This is a genomic window from Burkholderia sp. SCN-KJ (assembly GCF_024656005.1).
In the GTDB taxonomy this organism is placed as follows: domain Bacteria; phylum Pseudomonadota; class Gammaproteobacteria; order Burkholderiales; family Burkholderiaceae; genus Burkholderia.
Genome location: NZ_JANKOG010000013.1, coordinates 127,369 through 145,520 on the forward strand (window position 1 = coordinate 127,369; position 18,152 = coordinate 145,520).

The 18,152-nt window shown below is 68.9% G+C and carries 14 protein-coding genes; 8 read left to right on the top strand and 6 right to left on the bottom strand.

What is annotated here, in order from left to right:
- The first annotated feature begins 237 nt into the window (after positions 1-237).
- Entirely contained in the window at positions 238-1,125 is an 888-nt protein-coding gene (locus NQV17_RS21865) for an HlyC/CorC family transporter (protein ID WP_044846806.1), read from the top strand.
- A gap of 52 nt (positions 1,126-1,177) precedes the next feature.
- Positions 1,178-2,869, top strand: a complete 1,692-nt coding sequence (gene lnt, locus NQV17_RS21870; protein WP_257773843.1) for an apolipoprotein N-acyltransferase — start codon at positions 1,178-1,180, stop codon at positions 2,867-2,869.
- A 157-nt stretch (positions 2,870-3,026) separates the two neighbouring features.
- Here the strand turns inward: lnt and NQV17_RS21875 are convergent, their stop codons facing one another.
- Positions 3,027-4,664 carry a tetratricopeptide repeat protein gene (locus NQV17_RS21875; RefSeq protein ID WP_257773844.1) on the bottom strand — a complete coding sequence of 546 codons (1,638 nt, stop codon included), beginning with the start codon at positions 4,662-4,664 and terminating at the stop codon, positions 3,027-3,029.
- A gap of 344 nt (positions 4,665-5,008) precedes the next feature.
- Here NQV17_RS21875 and glyQ point away from each other — a divergent pair, with 344 nt between their 5' ends.
- Genes glyQ through NQV17_RS21900 form a run of 5 tightly spaced genes read left to right on the top strand, consistent with a single transcriptional unit; the run spans position 5,009 to position 10,472 of the window.
- Entirely contained in the window at positions 5,009-6,013 is a 1,005-nt protein-coding gene (gene glyQ / locus NQV17_RS21880; RefSeq protein ID WP_006477868.1) for a glycine--tRNA ligase subunit alpha, read from the top strand.
- Between the two features lie 22 nt (positions 6,014-6,035).
- Complete coding sequence (gene glyS, locus NQV17_RS21885) at positions 6,036-8,135, top strand: glycine--tRNA ligase subunit beta (protein WP_257773845.1); 2,100 nt, start codon at positions 6,036-6,038, stop codon at positions 8,133-8,135.
- 10 nt (positions 8,136-8,145) lie between these two features.
- Complete coding sequence (gene gmhB / locus NQV17_RS21890; RefSeq protein WP_124488623.1) at positions 8,146-8,709, top strand: D-glycero-beta-D-manno-heptose 1,7-bisphosphate 7-phosphatase; 564 nt, start codon at positions 8,146-8,148, stop codon at positions 8,707-8,709.
- Between the two features lie 43 nt (positions 8,710-8,752).
- Positions 8,753-9,517, top strand: coding sequence for a 1-acyl-sn-glycerol-3-phosphate acyltransferase (locus NQV17_RS21895; RefSeq protein WP_257773846.1), 765 nt, complete (start codon positions 8,753-8,755; stop codon positions 9,515-9,517).
- Between the two features lie 46 nt (positions 9,518-9,563).
- Positions 9,564-10,472, top strand: coding sequence for a M48 family metallopeptidase (locus NQV17_RS21900; protein WP_257773847.1), 909 nt, complete (start codon positions 9,564-9,566; stop codon positions 10,470-10,472).
- 100 nt (positions 10,473-10,572) lie between these two features.
- Here the strand turns inward: NQV17_RS21900 and gloA are convergent, their stop codons facing one another.
- Complete coding sequence (gloA, locus tag NQV17_RS21905; RefSeq protein WP_044846812.1) at positions 10,573-10,962, bottom strand: lactoylglutathione lyase; 390 nt, start codon at positions 10,960-10,962, stop codon at positions 10,573-10,575.
- 383 nt (positions 10,963-11,345) lie between these two features.
- Between gloA and NQV17_RS21910 the strand changes: the two genes are divergently transcribed.
- Positions 11,346-12,281, top strand: a complete 936-nt coding sequence (locus NQV17_RS21910) for a DMT family transporter (RefSeq protein WP_257773848.1) — start codon at positions 11,346-11,348, stop codon at positions 12,279-12,281.
- 116 nt (positions 12,282-12,397) lie between these two features.
- Here NQV17_RS21910 and rsmA read toward each other — a convergent pair whose 3' ends face one another.
- Genes rsmA through NQV17_RS21930 form a run of 4 tightly spaced genes read right to left on the bottom strand, consistent with a single transcriptional unit; the run spans position 12,398 to position 18,049 of the window.
- Entirely contained in the window at positions 12,398-13,228 is an 831-nt protein-coding gene (rsmA, locus tag NQV17_RS21915; protein ID WP_257773849.1) for a 16S rRNA (adenine(1518)-N(6)/adenine(1519)-N(6))-dimethyltransferase RsmA, read from the bottom strand.
- Positions 13,229-13,277: 49 nt separating this feature from the next.
- Entirely contained in the window at positions 13,278-14,267 is a 990-nt protein-coding gene (pdxA, locus tag NQV17_RS21920; protein ID WP_257773850.1) for a 4-hydroxythreonine-4-phosphate dehydrogenase PdxA, read from the bottom strand.
- Positions 14,268-14,278: 11 nt separating this feature from the next.
- Positions 14,279-15,637 (bottom strand): peptidylprolyl isomerase, encoded by a 1,359-nt coding sequence (locus NQV17_RS21925; RefSeq protein WP_257773851.1) that lies wholly within the window; start codon positions 15,635-15,637, stop codon positions 14,279-14,281.
- A 51-nt stretch (positions 15,638-15,688) separates the two neighbouring features.
- Positions 15,689-18,049 (bottom strand): LPS-assembly protein LptD, encoded by a 2,361-nt coding sequence (locus NQV17_RS21930; protein WP_257773852.1) that lies wholly within the window; start codon positions 18,047-18,049, stop codon positions 15,689-15,691.
- Positions 18,050-18,152 lie beyond the last annotated feature (103 nt).

An 18,152-nucleotide genomic window follows, 5' to 3' on the forward strand; every position in this document is an offset into this window, starting at 1 on the left:
CGCCGACCGGCCGGCCGGTCGCCTCCGCTTTTTTTGCCGCCGTGCCCCGCCGCCCCTTTCTGAGATAGGATGGATACACAGGACGGCGTCGCGCCCGGCGCGGCCGTTCCCGAGCGGGGCTCGCGCGCGCCGCCTGCCCCTGGCCGGACGGCCGGTGTGACACGGCCGCGCCATGCCCTTGGTGTATCCTTGCCTACTCCGTGACCGCGCGCCCCGGCATGACCCGGGCGCACCACCATGAACGATTCGTATCCCAGTCGTAAGCTCACCGACAAACCGCAAGAAAAGCGCTCGCTGCTCGAGCGCCTGACCGACTTCATCTCGCCCGAGCCGGAATCCCGGTCCGAGCTGCTGGAAATCCTCCAGGACGCCCACGAACGCAACCTGATCGACGCCGATTCGCTGTCGATGATCGAAGGCGTGTTCCAGGTGTCCGACCTGTGCGCCCGCGACATCATGGTGCCGCGCGCGCAGATGGACGCGATCAACATCGCCGACAAGCCTGAAGACTTCATCCCGTTCGTCCTCGAGAAGGCGCACTCGCGCTACCCCGTGTACGAGGAGAACCGCGACAACGTGATCGGCGTGCTGCTCGCGAAGGACCTGCTGCGCTTCTACGCCGAAGAGGAATTCGACGTGCGCGGGATGCTGCGCCCCGCCGTGTTCATTCCCGAATCGAAGCGCCTGAACGTGCTGCTGCACGACTTCCGCGTGAACCGCAACCACCTCGCGATCGTCGTCGACGAATACGGCGGCGTCGCGGGCCTGATCACGATCGAGGACGTGCTCGAACAGATCGTCGGCGACATCGAGGACGAATACGACTTCGACGAGGAAGCCGGCAACATCATCTCGGGGCCGGACGGCCGCTTCCGCGTGCGCGCGCTCACCGAGATCGAACAGTTCAACGAGGCGTTCGGCACCGACTTCCCCGACGACGAGGTCGACACGATCGGCGGGCTGATCACCCATCATTTCGGCCGCGTGCCGCACCGCGGCGAGAAGCTGCAGCTCGGCAACCTCGTGTTCGAGATCCAGCGCGGCGATGCGCGCCAGGTCCACGTGCTGCTGGTGCGCCGCAACCCCCTCGCGAGCCGCCGCGCCGAAACCTCGCACGAGGACTGACCGTCTCGCGCCGGTCGCGTCTCCTTCAACCGCTCGCCCTCTTTCGCTTCACATGGACGATCCGATCCCGTCCCGCCCGGCTGGCGGTCTTCTCGCGCCGGCGCCCGGCCGCACGCTGCCGCGCTGGCACTATCCGGCCGCGCTGCTCGCCGGCGCGGCCAATACGCTCAGCTTCGCACCGACCCCGCACGGCGGCTGGCTGCAGCTCGTCGTATTCGTCTGGTTTTTCGCGCAGCTGACGCGCACGTCGAGCTGGCGCGGCGCCGCGCTCACCGGCGGCGCGTTCGGCTTCGGCAACTTCATCAGCGGCGTCTGGTGGCTCTACATCAGCATGCACGTGTACGGCGAGATGGCCGCACCGCTCGCGGGCGGCGCGCTGGTGCTGTTCTCGCTCTACCTGTCGCTGTACCCGGCGTTCTCGGCGGGGCTCTGGTCGTTCTGCGCGGGTCATGCATGGCATCGCCGCGAACCCGATCCGCGGCCGTTCTCGCCGACCTGGCACGGCGCGTTTGCGTTCGCGAGCGCCTGGGCGCTCGGCGAATGGCTGCGCGGCACCGTATTCACCGGCTTCCCGTGGCTCGCGAGCGGCTATCCGCAGGTCGACGGCCCGTTCGCGGGCTTCGCGCCGGTCGTCGGCGTGTACGGCATCGCCTGGGTGCTCGCGCTGTTCGCCGCGCTGGTCGTGCAGGCGCTCGTCGCCGCGCGCCGGGCGCCCGCATCCGAACGCGGCGCCGCCGGCAACGCGCGCGTGCGCATCGCCGCGCCGGCCGGCATCGCCGTCGCGCTCGTCGCGGCCGGCATCGCGCTGTCGCAGGCCGCGTGGACCGTGCCCGCGAACGCGCCGCTCACGGTGCGGCTGCTGCAGGGCAACGTGAAGCAGGACATCAAGTTCGAGCAGGAAGGCATCGACGCGGCGATCAAGATGTACACGCAGATGATCGTCGAGAAACCGGCCGACCTGATCGTCACGCCGGAGACCGCGATCGCGGTGATGATCCAGGAGCTGCCCGAACCGTTCGCCGTCGCGATCCGCAAGTTCAGCGACACGACCGGCTCGGCCGTGCTGTTCGGCGCGGTCGGCGCATCGGTCACGCCGGACGGCCATTACGTCGACTACACGAACAGCCTGTACGGCGTGACGCCGCACTCGCGCGACATCTATCACTACGACAAGCACCATCTCGTGCCCTTCGGCGAGTTCATCCCGTGGGGCTTCCGGTGGTTCGTCGACCTGATGAAGATGCCGCTCGGCGACTTCGCGCGCGGCGCGCCGGTGCAGAAGCCGTTCCTCGTGCACAACCAGCCGGTGATGGCCGACATCTGCTACGAGGACTTGTTCGGCGAGGAAATCGCCGCGACGATCCGCGACAATCCGCAGCCGCCCGGCGTGCTCGTCAACGTGACGAACCTCGCGTGGTTCGGCGACACGATCGCGCTCGACCAGCACCTGCAGATCGCGCGGATGCGCGCGCTCGAAACGGGCCGGCCGATGCTGCGCTCGACCAATACCGGGATGACCGCCGCGATCGACGCGCGCGGCCGCGTGCTCGGCCAGCTCAAGCCGTTTACGATCGGCTCGCTCGACGTGCGGATCGAAGGCACGAGCGGCTTCACGCCGTACGTGACGAGCGGCAACAACATCGTGCTCGCGGTGTCGCTGGTGCTGCTCGCGTTCGGCTTCACGTTCGGGCCGGGCCTGCGCCGCCGCAACGGCGCGAAGGCCGGCGGCGACCGGAACGCCTGACGCATCGGGCGGCCGGCGCGCGCGGCGCGGCGGCCGCCGATGCGGCATGCGGACCGCCCCGCCCGCCGACGTTCGGCGCACGAGGCTGCGTCCGCACGACACCCCGGCAAGCCGAGTGCGGGAAGCAACGACGCGCGACATCGCGCCGGCCAGCCGTTCAGGCCGGCCGCTGCGCGTCCGCGGCCAGGCCGCGCAGATCCCGCCCGAGCGCTTCCATCACCGGCGCCCATGCGCCGAACGTCGGCTGCCGGTACAGCGTCGCGGTCGGATACCACGGGCTGTCGGTGCGCTCGAGCAGCCAGGGCCAGTGCGGATTCACGTCGAGCAGCACCCAGGTGCGTGCGCCGAGCGCGCCCGACAGGTGCGCGACCGACGTGCACACCGTGATCACCAGATCCAGCGCGCCGATGAACGCGGCCGTATCGTCGAAACTCTCGAGTTCGCCGGTGAAGTCCTCGATCGCGAAACCGGCCGCGCGCGCCGCGGCGACATCCGCGTCCGCGCCCGGCTGCAGCGAGTAAAACGCGACGCCGTCGACATCGCGCAACGCATCGGCATAGCGCTCGAGCCCGACGCGCCGCAACGGATTGCGCTGGTGCCCCGCGCTGCCCGTCCACACGAGCCCGACCTTCAGCCGGCCGTCACCCGCGAGCCGCGCTCGCCATGCGTCGCGCGCGCGCGGATCGGCATGCAGGTACGGCACCGCCGCGCCGAGCGTCGACGTCTCCATCCCGAGCATCAACGGCAGGCCGATCAGCGGCACTTCGTAGTCGAATGCCGGCAGCGCGTCGACGCCGCCGCCCGCGCTGAACGCATCCGCGTGTGCGCCGAGGCTGCGCCGCATCAGCGTGCCCACCTGCGGAAACGTGTTCCACGCGAGCCGGCCGCCCTCGCGGTGCACGCGCTCGGCGAGCGGCGCGACGAAGCGCGCGAACTGCAGCACGTCGCCGAGCCCCTGCTCGCCCCAGACGAGCAGCGTCTTGCCCGCGAGCGGCTCGCCGTGCCAGCGCGGGCCGGGCAGCACCGGCCGGCGGCCGCGCAGCTCGCCGGCGCCGTCCCAGCGCGCCTCGTGGCCGCGCCAGCCGGCCGCATAATTGCCGCGCACGAGCTGGATGATCGCGAGGTTGAAGCGGAACGACGCGTCGTCGGGCGCCAGCTCGCACGCGCGCGCCGCATGGCGCTCGGCGTCGTCCCAGCGCTGCGCCTCCTTCATCGCCATCGCGATGTTGTTCTGCGCGAGCGCGTTGTCGGGCGCGATCTCCGCGAGCCGCGCCGCGCACGCGAGCGCGCCGTCGAGGTCCTGTGTCGCGAGCCGCGCGACGACCAGGTTGATCCACGCCTGCACGTCGTGCGGGTCGGCCGCCACGGCCGCGTCGAGCAGCGCGATTTCTTCGTGGCGGTCGCCGCCCGACAGCCGCAGCGCGATCGCCAGGTTGTTGCGCAGCGACGGCCAGCCCGGATCGAGCGCATAGGCGGCGCGGTACGACGCGACGGCGTCGGCGTGACGGCCGAGCATCTGCAGCGCATAGCCATGATTGAAACTCGCGCCGGCGCCCGGATGCACGCGCAGCGCGCATTCGGCCAGCGCGAGCGCGTCGGCGCCACGCTGCCGTGCGACGAGCGCCGCGGTAAGCTGCGCGAGCGCGGCCATGTCGACGGCGTGCAGATGGCCGGCGGCGGCGAGCCAGAGCGCATGCGCGTCGCGCTCGCCGCGCGCGTGCGCGTCGGCGGCCTGCCCGAGCAGCGCAAGCAGCGGCGGCATCAGTGGAATGAGGAGGTCGTTCGAATCGTCCATGCGGTACGGAGTGGGCAATCGGTCGCGCGGCAGGCGTCGCGCGCGCCGCAATACGCGCATCTTAACGCCCGCGCAAAGCGGCGCGGCAGGCGGAGCGAGCAGCGCATCGCGACACCGCACGCGAGCGCACCGCGCGCATCGACGACCCGCGCACAGGCCGCGCACGGCTCGCCCGGAACACCGCCGACGCCCCCTTCGTCCGCGTTCCGGCCGCATCCGGCCGCCGATCCGGTAAAATTGCACGTTTCAGCACACTAACAAGCCGCGCCGCCGCGCGAGCCGACCCTCCGGGCCCCGCCCGGAGCGCCGCCCGCAACGGAGCGCCAGCGCCACGAAGGCTCTTCATGCTTACGTTTCAGCAAATCATCCTGACGCTGCAGTCCTACTGGGACAAGCAGGGTTGCGCCCTGCTCCAGCCCATCGACATGGAAGTCGGCGCGGGCACGTCGCACGTCCACACGTTCCTGCGCGCGGTCGGCCCCGAGCCGTGGCGCGCCGCCTACGTGCAGCCGTCGCGCCGCCCGAAGGACGGCCGCTACGGCGAGAACCCGAACCGCCTGCAGCATTACTACCAGTACCAGGTCGTGCTCAAGCCGGCGCCGGAAAACATCCTCGACCTGTATCTCGGTTCGCTGGAAGCGCTCGGCTTCGACCTGAAGCAGAACGACGTGCGCTTCGTGGAAGACGACTGGGAGAACCCGACGCTCGGCGCGTGGGGCCTCGGCTGGGAAGTGTGGCTGAACGGCATGGAAGTCACGCAGTTCACGTATTTCCAGGAAGTCGGCGGCCTCGAATGCAAGCCGGTGCTCGGCGAGATCACGTACGGCCTCGAGCGCCTCGCGATGTACCTGCAGAAGGTCGAGAACGTGTACGACCTCGTGTGGACCGAGTGGGAAGAGCAAGGCCCGAACGGCCCCGAGCTGCGCCGCCTGTCGTACGGCGACGTCTACCACCAGAACGAGGTCGAGCAGTCGACCTACAACTTCGAGCACGCGAACGTCGACCTGCTGTTCACGTTCTTCAACAGCTACGAAGCGGAAGCAAAGAAGATGATCGACGCGCAGCTCGCGCTGCCCGCGTACGAGCTCGTGCTGAAGGCCGGCCACACGTTCAACCTGCTCGACGCGCGCGGCGCGATCTCGGTCACGGAACGCGCGGCGTACATCGGCCGCATCCGCGCGCTGTCGCGTCTCGTCGCGCAGGCTTACTACGACTCGCGCGAGAAGCTCGGCTTCCCGATGCTCGGCAACCCGCCGGGCGTGCCGGGCCTCACCACCGACGCCCAGGACGCCGCCCAGCCGGCATGGGCGCCGCCGCTCAAGGTCGAACGCAAGATCGATCAGGACTGACGAGACGAGATTCAATCCACACATGACGCACAATCATCCCGCCCCCCTGCTCGTCGAACTGCTGACCGAAGAGCTGCCGCCGAAGGCCCTCGCGCGCCTCGGCGACGCATTCGCCGAAGGCCTCGCGCAACGCCTCGCGGCGCGCGACCTGATCGAAGGCGAACTCGTATTCGAACGCTACGCCACGCCGCGCCGCCTCGCGGTCGTCGTGCAGAACGTGCGCGCCGTCGCGCCTGAAAAGCAGGTCCGCGAAAAGGTCCTGCCGGTGTCCGTCGCGCTCGACGCCGAAGGCCGGCCGACCGCCCCGCTCGCGAAGAAGCTCGCGGCGCTCGGCCATCCGAACCTGTCGATCGCCGATCTCGAGCGCGCGCAGGACGGCAAGGCCGAAGCGTTCTTCGTCAACTACTCGGCGGCCGGCGCGACGCTCGCCGACGGGCTGCAGGCCGCGCTCGACGAAGCGCTCGCGAAGCTGCCGATCCCAAAGTTCATGACCTATCAGCGCCCGGACGGCTCCGACGTGAAGTTCGTGCGTCCGGTGCACCGCCTGACCGTGCTGCACGACGACCGCATCGTGCCCGTCACCGCGTTCGGCGTCGATGCCGGCGACACCACGCTCGGCCACCGCTTCCTGTCCGACGGCCTCGTCGCGATCCAGCATGCGCGCGCGTATGCCGACACGCTGCGCGACAAGGGTCGCGTGATCGCGCACTTCGCCGATCGCCGCGAAACGATCCGCACGCAGCTGAACGAACACGCGAACGGCGACACGGTCGTGATGCCCGAGTCGCTGCTCGACGAAGTGACGTCGCTGGTCGAATGGCCGGTCGTCTATCCGTGCCGCTTCGAGGACGAATTCCTGCAGGTTCCGCAGGAATGCCTGATCCTCACGATGCAGACGAACCAGAAGTACTTCGCGCTCACCGACGTCGCCGGCAAGCTGCGCTCGCGCTTCCTGATCGTGTCGAACATCGAGACGAAGACGCCGGGCGAGATCATCGAAGGCAACGAGCGCGTCGTGCGCCCGCGCCTCGCCGACGCGAAGTTCTTCTTCGAGCAGGACAAGAAGAAGCCGCTGGCCGAGCGCGTGCCGCTGCTCGCGAACGTCGTCTATCACAACAAGCTCGGCTCGGCGCTCGCACGCGTCGAGCGCCTCGAGGCGCTCGCCGGCGAGATCGCGCCCGCGATCGGTGCCGACGCCGCGCACGCGAAGCGCGCCGCGCGCCTCGCGAAGGCCGACCTGCTGACCGACATGGTCGGCGAGTTCCCGGAACTGCAGGGCACGATGGGCACGTACTACGCGCGCCACGACGGTGAGCCCGACGACGTCGCGCTCGCCTGCGCCGAGCATTACCAGCCGCGCTTCTCCGGCGACGCGCTGCCGACCACGCCGGTGTCGACCGCCGTCGCGCTGGCCGACAAGCTCGAGACGATCGTCGGCATCTGGGGCATCGGCCTCGCGCCGACCGGCGAGAAGGATCCGTTCGCGCTGCGCCGTCACGCGCTCGGCGTGCTGCGCCTGCTGCTCGAGAAACAGCTGCCGCTCGATCTCGTGTCGCTGCTGCGCACGGCCCATGCGCGCTTCGAAGGCGTGCCGGGCGTCGCCGAATCGACCGACGCGATCTTCGCGTTCTTCATCGACCGCCTGCGCGGCCTGTTGCGCGAGCGCGGCTACTCGGCCGGCGAAGTCGACGCGGTGCTGAGCCTGAACCCGACGCGCGTCGACGATCTCGTCGCGCGCCTCGACGCGGTGCGCGAATTCACGCGCCTCGCGGAAGCCGAAGCGCTCGCGGCCGCGAACAAGCGGATCTCGAACATCCTGAAGAAGTCGGACGGCGGCGCGAACGGCACGGTGCAGCCGACGCTGCTCGTCGAGGCCGCCGAGAAGGCGCTGCACGAGCAGCTCGCGGCCGTGACGCCGCACGTGCAGTCGCAGCTCGAGGCGCGTGCGTACACGGGCGCGCTGTCGGCGCTCGCCGCGCTGCGCGCGCCGGTCGACACGTTCTTCAACGACGTGATGGTCAACGCCGAGGATCCCGCGCTGCGCGCGAACCGTCTCGCGCTGCTGTCGGCGCTGCATCAGCAGATGAACTGCGTCGCCGACATCTCGAAGCTCGCCGCGTAAAGGCCGAACGATGCCGACCAGCCCCAACCGCAAGCTCGTCGTCCTCGACCGGGACGGCGTGATCAACGTCGATTCGGACGCGTTCATCAAGACGCCCGACGAGTGGATCGCGCTGCCCGGCAGCCTCGAGGCGATCGCACGACTCAACCACGCCGGCTATCGCGTGGTCGTCGCGACCAACCAGTCCGGCATCGGTCGCGGGCTGTTCGACATGGCCACGCTCAACGCGATGCATCTGAAGATGCATCGCGCGGCGGCCGCGGTCGGCGCGCGCATCGACGCGGTGTTCTTCTGCCCGCATACGTCGGAAGACCACTGCGACTGCCGCAAGCCGAAACCCGGCATGATGCAGATGATCGCCGAGCGCTTCGAGATCGATCCCGGTCACACGCCGGCCGTCGGCGATTCGCTGCGCGACCTGCAGGCTGGCGTCGCGGTCGGCTTCCGACCGCACCTCGTGCTGACCGGCAAGGGCAAGAAGACGCTCGCCGCGGGCAACCTGCCGGACGGCACGCAGGTCCATGACGACCTGCGCGCGTTCGCACTCGACTTCCTTTCACACGAACACGAGTGATGCGGCCGCCGCGCGCATCCTCCCTACTGTCAGACCCACGCCGATGCGCTTCGTCCGCTCCCTGCTGCTGCTGATCTACTTCGTCCTGTACACGGTGCCGTACGCCACCGCGTGCTTCATCGCCTTTCCGTTCATGCGCCCCGACGCGCGCTACTGGATGGCGGCCGGCTGGTGCAAGTCCACGCTGTGGGTCGTGCGCTGGCTGAACGGCATCCGCTACCGGATCGAAGGCTACGAGAACCTGCCCGACGGCCCGGCCGTGCTGCTGTCGAAGCACCAGTCCGCGTGGGAGACGCTCGCGTTTCCGGCGCTGATGCCGAAGCCGCTCTGCTACGTGTTCAAGCGCGAGCTGCTGTACGTGCCGTTCTTCGGCTGGGCGCTCGGGCTGCTGCACATGGTCAACATCAACCGCAAGGAAGGCAAGAATGCCTTCGTGTCGGTGATCCGCCAGGGCAAGAAGCGCCTGTCGGAAGGCGCGTGGATGATCATGTTCCCGGAAGGCACGCGCACGCCGGTCGGCAAGCAGGGCAAGTACAAGACGGGCGGCGCGCGCTTCGCGATCGAAACCGGCGCGCCGGTCGTGCCGATCGCGCACAATGCAGGTCGGGTGTGGCCGCGCAACTCGTTCACGAAGTTCCCGGGCGTCGTCACCGTGTCGATCGGCAAGCCGATTCCGGTCGAAGGCAAGACGCCCGACGTATTGAACTCGCAGGTCGAAGCATGGATCGAAGCGGAAATGCGCCGCATCGATCCCGATGCGTATCGCCAGCCGGGCAATGCCGGCACGCGCGATGCCGCACGCGTCTGAATCACCCGGATTGCAGCCGTTGCGCACGACAAAACGAAGCGAACTGATGAAAAAGCGTCCGCGGCCACGGCCTGCCATCGTGGCACTCGATCATCGCCAGATGGACCTGCCGCTCTTCGACGGGCCGGCAGCATCGCCGGCACCGTCGGCGCCCGCCGCGCTGCCGTCGCCGCCTGAAGCGGCTGCGGCTCCCGCGGTGCCCACGGCGCCGCTCGATCCGGGTCCCGCACCCGATCGCTCCCGCATCCGCACGTTCGCACTCGACAGCCGCGTGCTCGAATATCGGTTGAAGCGCTCCGCGCGCCGCACGATCGGCTTCACGATCGACGGCAGCGGGCTGTCGATCACCGCGCCGCGCTGGGTCACGCTCGCCGACATCGAAGCGGCGATCGCCGAGAAGCAGCGCTGGATCTTCGCGAAGCTCGCGGAGTGGAAGACCCGCACCGAGCAGCGCGCGCTGCCGCAGATCGACTGGCGCGACGGCGCGCAACTCCCTTATCTCGGCAAGACGATCACGGTCGCGCTCGGCGCGGGCGCCGTCGCATTCGACGCCGATGCGCAACGGCTGTCGCTGCCGCTGCCCGTGCAAGCCGACATGCAGCAGATCAAGGATCGCGTGCAGGGCTGGCTGCAGGGCGAAGCGAAGCGGATCTTCGGCGAACGCCTGGCGGTCTACGCGGAACGGCTCGGCGTCACGTATTCGATGTATGCGCTGTCGTCGGCGGCGACGCGCTGGGGCAGCTGCTCGAGCGACGGCAAGATCCGGCTGAACTGGCGGCTGATCCACTTCCCGATGTCGATCGTCGACTACGTCGTCGCGCACGAGCTGTCGCACCTGCGCGAGATGAACCACAGTCCGGCCTTCTGGCAGACCGTCGAATCGATCTTCCCGGAATTCCGCGAAGCGCGGCACACGCTCAAGCATCACCCGCCCGAGCTGCTGCCGGCGCTTTGACGCGATCGGCCGCACCAAAATACAAACGGGCGATGCGGATTCCTCCACATCGCCCGTTTTTCCTGCCCGCGACGCACATCGTGCGCCGCGCGCCCGGCGCTCAGTGCGCCTTCTTCTGAATGAACTCGATCTTGTAGCCGTCCGGATCCTCGACGAACGCGATCACGGTCGTGCCGTGCTTCATCGGGCCGGCTTCGCGGGTCACCTTGCCGCCTTGCGCCTTGATCTTGTCGCAGGCCGCGTAGGCATCGTCGACTTCCACCGCCAGATGGCCGAAGCCGTTGCCGAGATCGTAGGACGGCGTATCCCAGTTGTGGGTCAGCTCGAGCACGGTGCCCGCGCTTTCCGCTTCGTAGCCGACGAACGCGAGCGTGAACTTGCCTTCCGGATAATCCTCGCGACGCAGCAGCTTCATGCCGAGCAATTCGGTGTAGAACTTGATCGAGCGGTCGAGATCGCCGACTCGCAGCATCGTATGCAGCAAACGCATGTGTTGTACTCCTGTGGGGACTTTCCAGAAGCGGAAATTCTACCGGAGTCGGGTCAATCCCGCCGCCGGCGCCCCGTGCGCCACCGGCCGATACCAGGCATCCGCACGGCGAGCGCGAAGCCCGTGCGGCGGTGGAGATCACCGCGCCCGACGGCCCCGGCAAGTCCATCGATCGGGTAACATCCTCCCACTTCGCACCAAAAACGGGCATGCCGCCCGCAGCCAGAACGCGACCACCGCCTCATTCCAGCCACACAGCCTGCCGTGAGAAATCGCCGATTCGAGCGCGCCGGACGCGCCGTCCGTCCGCCGCTGCCCATGTCTTTGCCCAGGTCTCTCCCCATGCCCCAGCCCGCTTCCCGCCGCATCGGCGAGGTGCGCCGATGACCACGCTCGCCGGCACGCCCGTGCGCCGCGCGCTCGACACGCGTGCCGTCGGCGTGATGCTGCTGCTGTGCGCGATCTGGGGCTTCCAGCAGGTCGCGATCAAGAGCACCAACGCGGCGATCCCGCCGATGTTCCAGGCCGGGCTGCGCTCGGTGATCGCCGCGCTCCTGCTGTGGGGCTGGGCACGCTCGCGCGGCACGCCGCTGTTCCGCGCGGACGGCACGCTCGGCGCGGGCATCGCGGCCGGTGCGCTGTTCGCCGGCGAGTTCATCTGCGTGTTCTTCGGGCTCACGCTGACGAGCGCGTCGCACATGGCGATCTTCCTGTACACGGCACCGTGCTTCACGGCGCTCGGCCTGCACCTGTTCGCGCCGGGCGAACGGCTGCAGCGCGTCCAGTGGGCCGGCGTCGGCCTCGCGTTCGCCGGCATCGCGCTCGCGTTCGCGGACGGCTTCCTGACGCCGCGCGCGCCCGGCGCATCGGTGCTGGCCGGGCTCGCCGGCGACGCGCTCGGGATCCTCGGCGGCGCGATGTGGGCCGCGACGACGGTCGTCGTGCGCTCGACGTCGCTCGCGCGCGCCAGCGCGAGCAAGACGCTGTTCTACCAGCTCGCGGTGTCGGCCGTCGTGCTGGTCGCGCTCGCCGCGCTGCTCGGCCAGACGTCGTTCGCGCGGGTCACGCCGATCGCGCTCGCGAGCCTCGCGTACCAGTCGGTGATCGTCGCGTTCGTCAGCTACCTGTCGTGGTTCTGGCTGCTGACGCGCTACAGCGCGTCGCGGCTGTCGGTATTCACGTTCCTGTCGCCGCTGTTCGGCGTCGCGTTCGGCGTGCTGCTGCTCGGCGAATCGGTCGGCTGGCGCTTCATGTCCGCCGCCGCGCTGGTGCTGACGGGAATCGCGCTCGTCAACGCGCCGCCGCGCCGGCGCGCGTAGCGCGATGCGGACGCGGTCCGGCAGCGACGAAAGCGACGCGGAAAAAAAAGCTGCCCGCTCAGGGCAGCCTCGTCGATCGCGCTCGGGCAGGCGCCAGGTGCGACGCCCGCATGCCGCTACTCCGCGGCCTTGCGCACCGCTGCCAGCGCCTGCGCGACGCCGACATATTCGGCCACGCTGACATCCTCCGCGCGTCGCGCGAGATCGAAGCCGAGCCCGTCGAAATCGATCGTCTCGCGGTAGTCGCCGAGCGTATTGCGCAGCATCTTGCGGCGCTGCGAGAACGCGGCGGTGACGACTTCGCCGAGCAGCGCGGGATCGACGTCCGGCAGTTCGTGCGGCTCGTACGGAATCATCCGGACGATCGCCGAATCGACCTTCGGCGGCGGCTGGAACGATTCCGGCGGCACGTCGAGCATCTTCTCCATCACATAGCGGTACTGCAGCATCACCGACAGTCGCGAGAACGCCTTCGTGCCCGGCTCCGCGACCATCCGTTCGACCACTTCGTTCTGCAGCATGAAATGCTGGTCGATGACCGCGTCGGCGAACGTCATCAGGTGAAACAGCAGCGGACTGGAAATGTTGTACGGCAGGTTGCCGACGATCCGCAGCGACGGCTTGTCGCCGGGTGCCGCGAGCGAGCGGAAGTCGAACGCGAGCGCGTCGCCCGCGTGCAGCTCCAGCAGCGCGCCGAAGCGCTGCTGCAGGCGCCCGATCAGGTCGCGGTCGAGCTCGACCGCATGCAGCGGCGACTCGGGCGTCGCGAGACGCGCGATCAGCGGCTCGGTCAGCGCGCCGAGGCCGGGGCCGATCTCGACCATCCGCTGGCCGCGCGCGGGGCCGATCGTCGCGACGATCGAGTCGATCACGCCGTGATCGACGAGGAAGTTCTGCCCGAAGCGCTTGCGCGCGAAGTGGCCTTGGTGCTGTCTGCTGTTCGACATCGACTGAGAAAAACGAAAAATACGACGAATGAGGTCAGGCTCGTGCGTGTCAGGCCGCGCGGCGATGGCGCGCCATCGTGACGGCCGTGTCGAGCGCGGCGACCATGCTGCCCGGATCCGCGCGGCCCGTGCCGGCCAGATCCAGCGCCGTGCCGTGATCGACCGACGTGCGGATGATCGGCAGCCCGAGCGTGACGTTGATGCCCTCGCCGAAGGTCGCATACTTCAGCACGGGCAAGCCCTGATCGTGGAACATCGCGAGCACGCAATCGGCATCCTCGAGATGGCGCGGCTGGAACAGCGTGTCGGCCGGATACGGGCCGCGCGCGTCGATGCCCTGCGCTTGCGCGCGTGCGAGCGCCGGCGAGATCACGTCGATCTCCTCGCGCCCGAGATAGCCGTTCTCGCCCGCGTGCGGGTTCAGCCCCGTCACGAGGATGCGCGGCGCCGCGAGACCGAAGTCGCGCCGCAGGTCGCGGTCGACGATCGCCAGCGTCTCGACGAGCCCGTCGATCGTCAGCGCGGCCGACACGTCCTTCAGCGGCAGGTGCGTGGTCGCGAGCGCGACGCGCAGCGGCCGCTCGCCCGTGCCTGCCAGCATCATCACGACGCGCGGCGTGTGCGTGCGTTCCGCAAGGTATTCGGTATGGCCGGTAAACGGCACGCCGGCATCGTTGATCGTGCTCTTCTGCAGCGGTGCGGTGACGATCGCGTCGAACCGGCCCGCCACCGCGCCGTCGATCGCGGCATCGAGCAGCCCGAGCACGTAGCGGCCGTTGGCCGCGTCGAGCTTGCCCGCCTGCGCGGACACGGCGAGCGGATGATGCTCGACCGACACCGGCCCGCCGCCGGCGAGCACCGCCCGGTCGGCACCGACGGCCGCCGCGCGTGCGTCGAGCAGCGCGGCGTCACCGAGCACGGTGAAATGCGCACCGGGCCAGCGCCGCGCGGCATCCTGCAACGCCTGCACGGTCAGCTCCGGGCCGACACCCGCAGGTTCACCGGTCGTGATCGCGATCTGCAGCGCGGATGCCGTCATGCGAAGCTCGCTCAGTTCGCCGGGCCGACGCCGCCGATCTTGTACTGCACGTACGACGAATCGCGCAGTTCACGCAGCCAGTCGGCGTACGCCTGCTCGGCCTTGCGCTGGCCGATCGCCTGGCGCGCGATATCCATCTGCTGCTGCACCGAGCCTTCCGCCTCGCGGCGCTCGACCACCTGGATCAGGTGGTAGCCGTACTCGGTACGAATCGGCTGGCTGATCTGGCCGTCCGGCAGGTTGTTCATCGCGCGCTCGAATTCCGGCACGGTCTCGCCCGGGCTGATCCAGCCGAGATCGCCGCCCTGCGACGCCGAACCGTCCTGCGAGTAGGTGCGCGCGAACTTCGCGAAATCGCCACCGGCTTCGACCTGCTTGCGGATGTCCTGCAGCTGCTGGCGCGCCTGGCCTTCCGACTTGCCTTCGCCGACGCGCAGCAGGATGTGGCGCACGTGCGTCTGGACGATCTTCGGTGCCGCGGCGGTCGCGCCCTGGCTCTGGCGGCGGTCGACGAGACGCACGATCTCGAAGCCGTCCGGCACGCGGATCAGCGTCGGGTTGACCTGGCCGGGGCGGAGCTTCGACGCGGCTTCGACGACGTCGGCCGGCAGCGCGGCCGGCGCCTTGAAGCCGAGGTCGCCGCCCTTCTTCGCGTCGTTCGCTTCCGAGTTGTTCTTCGCGAGCTTCTCGAAATCGGCGCCCGACGTGGCCTGCTGCAGCAGCGCGTCGGCCTTCTTCTGCGCGGCTTCGATGTCGGCTTGCGGCGCGTTGGTCGGCGCCTTGATGAAGATGTGCTGGAAGCGCAGGTCCTGCTGCTGCGATGCGTTCGGCCCGCGCTGGCTCGCGATGTAGTTCGCGACTTCGGCATCCGACACGGTGATCTTGCCGTCGACCTCGCGCTCGCGCAGCTTCGACAGCATCAGCTCGGTGCGGGCGTCGCTCGTGAACACGCTCCAGGGCACGCCTTGCGCGACGATGCGCGCGCGATACTGGTCGAGCGTCATCCCGTTCGCCTGCGCGAGGCGCTGCAGCGTGGACTGCACGGTGGCATCGTCGATGCGGATCCCGTCGTCCTTGGCCTTCTGCACCTGGATGCGTTCGAGCACCATCTGGTTCAGCACCTGCGCGCGCAGCTGGTCGGCCGGCGGCACGGGCGCGTTCTGCTGCTGCAGCCGGCGCGAGATCAGGCCGACGCGCTGGTCGAGTTCGCGACCCGTGATCACGTCGTTGTTGACGACCGCGACGACTTCGTCGGCAAGCTGCGCGCCATGCGAACCAAGCGCCTGCGCCGCGGCCGGCGCAGCGGCGAGCAGCGCGGCGGCGGCGGCGAGGCTGGACACGACTGCCGCGAAACGAAGGGTTTTCTTCATTGCCACTGATACTCCATTGAAATCGTGCTGACCGGTGCAGACAAGCCGGCGTTACTCGTAGTTGCTGAAGCGGGACATCGGCGGCGGCGCGGACGGCAGCGGCGTATAGCCCGGCACCCCGGCGCGGAATGCGGCCACGAGACCGTTGTCGACGCTCGACAGCCCCTTCAACGTCAGCTGCATCATGAAGCGCGTCGACGAATTCTGCTGCCCCGACGTGTTCACGCCGTTCGCGTACCGCTGGACCCCGACCCCGAGCGCCCAGCAATCCGCGTCGTATTGTAAGCCGAGCAGACCATCGACGACCCGGTCGGCGGCCAGGTCGTAGTTGAAGCGGCCGATCGCATACAGGCGGCGCGTGAGCGGCCATTGCGCGGACACCAGGAACTGGTTGATCGGCTGGTTGTCGAGCGTCGTGTTCGCACGCGTATAGCGGTAGCCGACGTTGATCACGCGGCGCTCGCCCGGACTGAAACCGAACCCGATGCTCGACTTCACGAGCTGGTTGTTGTTCTGGTTGTACTGGAACGCCGTCTCCGACATGAAGCCGGAGCCTAGTTTCAGCGCGGCGCCGACGATCAGGTCGGAGTGGCGCGCCAGCACGGCGCTCTGGCCGGAATTCAGCGTGACGCGCTGGTCGGCGAAATAGTACTGCTGCGCGACCACGAAGCGCGCGCGTTCGTCGCCGGTGCGCGGATCGATGAAGCGCGACGTCAGGCCGGCCGTGATCCGGTTCGCATCGGCGATCCGGTCGTTGCCGACGAACGTGTTCGGCTGGTAGATCTCCGCGAGGCCGAAGTCCGATTCCGCGGTGTCGAACAGCGGCGCGTTCGACTGGTCGCGATACGGCGTGTACACGTAGTACAGGCGCGGCTCGAGGGTCTGGATGAAGTCCTGGCCGAACAGGCGCACCGAGCGGTCGAAGATCAGGCCCGAGTCGAAGCTCACGGTCGGGATCGACTCGGTGAAGTGCTTCGGGCTGTTCGGCGTCTTCGACGACAGGTGGTTCAGGTCGTACGACGCGAAGTGGTACTGGACCTTCGGCACGGCGAAGTAGCCGGGGCCGTACACACCGTACGCGATATACGGGTTGAAGACGATCCGGTCGCCTTCGGTCATGTCGGCGGTCGTGATGCGGAACCGCGAATAGTCGGCTTCCGCGCCGAAGTCGAAGCCGCCGACGTTGTACTTCGTGTACTTCACGTTCAACTGCGGCTCGCGGCTGTACGGCGCGATCGACGGCGGCAGCGTCTGCCAGTGCTGGTAGCGCGCGAGCACCGACCACGGGCCGTTGTTGTACGTGAGGCCGGCTTCCTGCTGGTACAGCGTCTGCGTCCCGTTGATGAACTGGTTCATCGACCCAAGGTCTTCGGGATACGTGTTGTCCGAGACCTTGTTGTAGTAGACGTAGCCGCCGAAACCGCCGCCGAAGTTCTGCTGGTGCTGCCAGTAGATCGCGTAGCGGTTGCGGTGCGCGAGCCGGTCGTCCGGCAGGTAATTGGCCGTAAACGTGCCCGAATACGACGGCGACAGGTAGCGGAACGTCGCTTCGGTCTGCACGCCGCGCCGCGAGATGATGCGCGGCGTGATCGTCAGGTCGCGGTTCGGCGCGATGTTGAAGTAGTACGGCAGCGACAGCTCGAACCCGTTGTTCGAGTTCATCGAGAACGTCGGCGGCAAGAGGCCGCTGCGCCGCTCGCCCGACAGCGGGAACGTCATCCACGGGCTCGCGAAGATCGGCACGCCCTGGAAGAACAGCACGCCGTTGCGCGCGGTGCCTTCGTCGGCGCCGGTATCGAAGTCGAAGCGGCTGCCCTTGATGTACCACGCGGGGTTCGTCGCGCACTGGCACGCGGTGTAGGTGCCGTTGACGAACACCGAGCGCTCGCTGTCGAGCAGGTCGACGCGCTCCGCGCTGCCGGAGCCGCCCGTCACGTTGAAGTGGTACTTCGGCGCCGTCATGAAGCCCTGGTTCGCCTCGACCTTCAGATGCGCCTCGGGGCCCGCGAACGACGTGCCGCCGTTGACCACCTTGACCTGGCCGTACGCGTCGGCCATGTCGGTATCCTGATCGTAGTGGAGCGCGTCGGCCTTCACGACCGCGTCGCCGCGGCGCAGCTCGGCCGAGCCCTTCGCGGCGAGGTCCTGATCGGCCGTGCCGCTCGTATGATCGGCAATCACGAAGGTGGCCGGCTTCGCGCCGTCCTTCAGCGGATGATCCTCGAGCTGCGGGGCGAGACGCAGGTCCCACGGCGAGTCGAGCGGCTGCGGCTGCGCGGCCGCGCCCGACAGCTGCGCGTGCGACACGGCCGGCACGAGGCCGGGCACGGCCAGGAGCGCGAGCGCGAGCCGCCGTTTGCGCGGCGCCCCGTCACCGGGGAAGACATTCGGGAATAGCGGTTTGGGCGGCATCTATCGTTTGGCGAATCGCCCCTTGTCAACCGCAGCTGCACGGCACATTCGCGCGCGGCGGGCCGCACCGTCGCACCGCGACTGCGGCTGAGCGCAAACCGGG

Coding starts and splice junctions, on each gene's coding strand:
- glyQ (WP_006477868.1), top strand. CDS start 5,009: ATGCTTACGTTTCAGCAAATCATCCTGACGCTGCAGTCCTACTGGGAC.
- NQV17_RS21925 (WP_257773851.1), bottom strand. CDS start 15,637: ATGAAGAAAACCCTTCGTTTCGCGGCAGTCGTGTCCAGCCTCGCCGCC.
- NQV17_RS21895 (WP_257773846.1), top strand. CDS start 8,753: ATGCGCTTCGTCCGCTCCCTGCTGCTGCTGATCTACTTCGTCCTGTAC.
- lnt (WP_257773843.1), top strand. CDS start 1,178: ATGGACGATCCGATCCCGTCCCGCCCGGCTGGCGGTCTTCTCGCGCCG.
- NQV17_RS21865 (WP_044846806.1), top strand. CDS start 238: ATGAACGATTCGTATCCCAGTCGTAAGCTCACCGACAAACCGCAAGAA.
- pdxA (WP_257773850.1), bottom strand. CDS start 14,267: ATGACGGCATCCGCGCTGCAGATCGCGATCACGACCGGTGAACCTGCG.
- rsmA (WP_257773849.1), bottom strand. CDS start 13,228: ATGTCGAACAGCAGACAGCACCAAGGCCACTTCGCGCGCAAGCGCTTC.
- glyS (WP_257773845.1), top strand. CDS start 6,036: ATGACGCACAATCATCCCGCCCCCCTGCTCGTCGAACTGCTGACCGAA.
- NQV17_RS21930 (WP_257773852.1), bottom strand. CDS start 18,049: ATGCCGCCCAAACCGCTATTCCCGAATGTCTTCCCCGGTGACGGGGCG.
- NQV17_RS21910 (WP_257773848.1), top strand. CDS start 11,346: ATGACCACGCTCGCCGGCACGCCCGTGCGCCGCGCGCTCGACACGCGT.
- gmhB (WP_124488623.1), top strand. CDS start 8,146: ATGCCGACCAGCCCCAACCGCAAGCTCGTCGTCCTCGACCGGGACGGC.
- NQV17_RS21900 (WP_257773847.1), top strand. CDS start 9,564: ATGAAAAAGCGTCCGCGGCCACGGCCTGCCATCGTGGCACTCGATCAT.
- gloA (WP_044846812.1), bottom strand. CDS start 10,962: ATGCGTTTGCTGCATACGATGCTGCGAGTCGGCGATCTCGACCGCTCG.
- NQV17_RS21875 (WP_257773844.1), bottom strand. CDS start 4,664: ATGGACGATTCGAACGACCTCCTCATTCCACTGATGCCGCCGCTGCTT.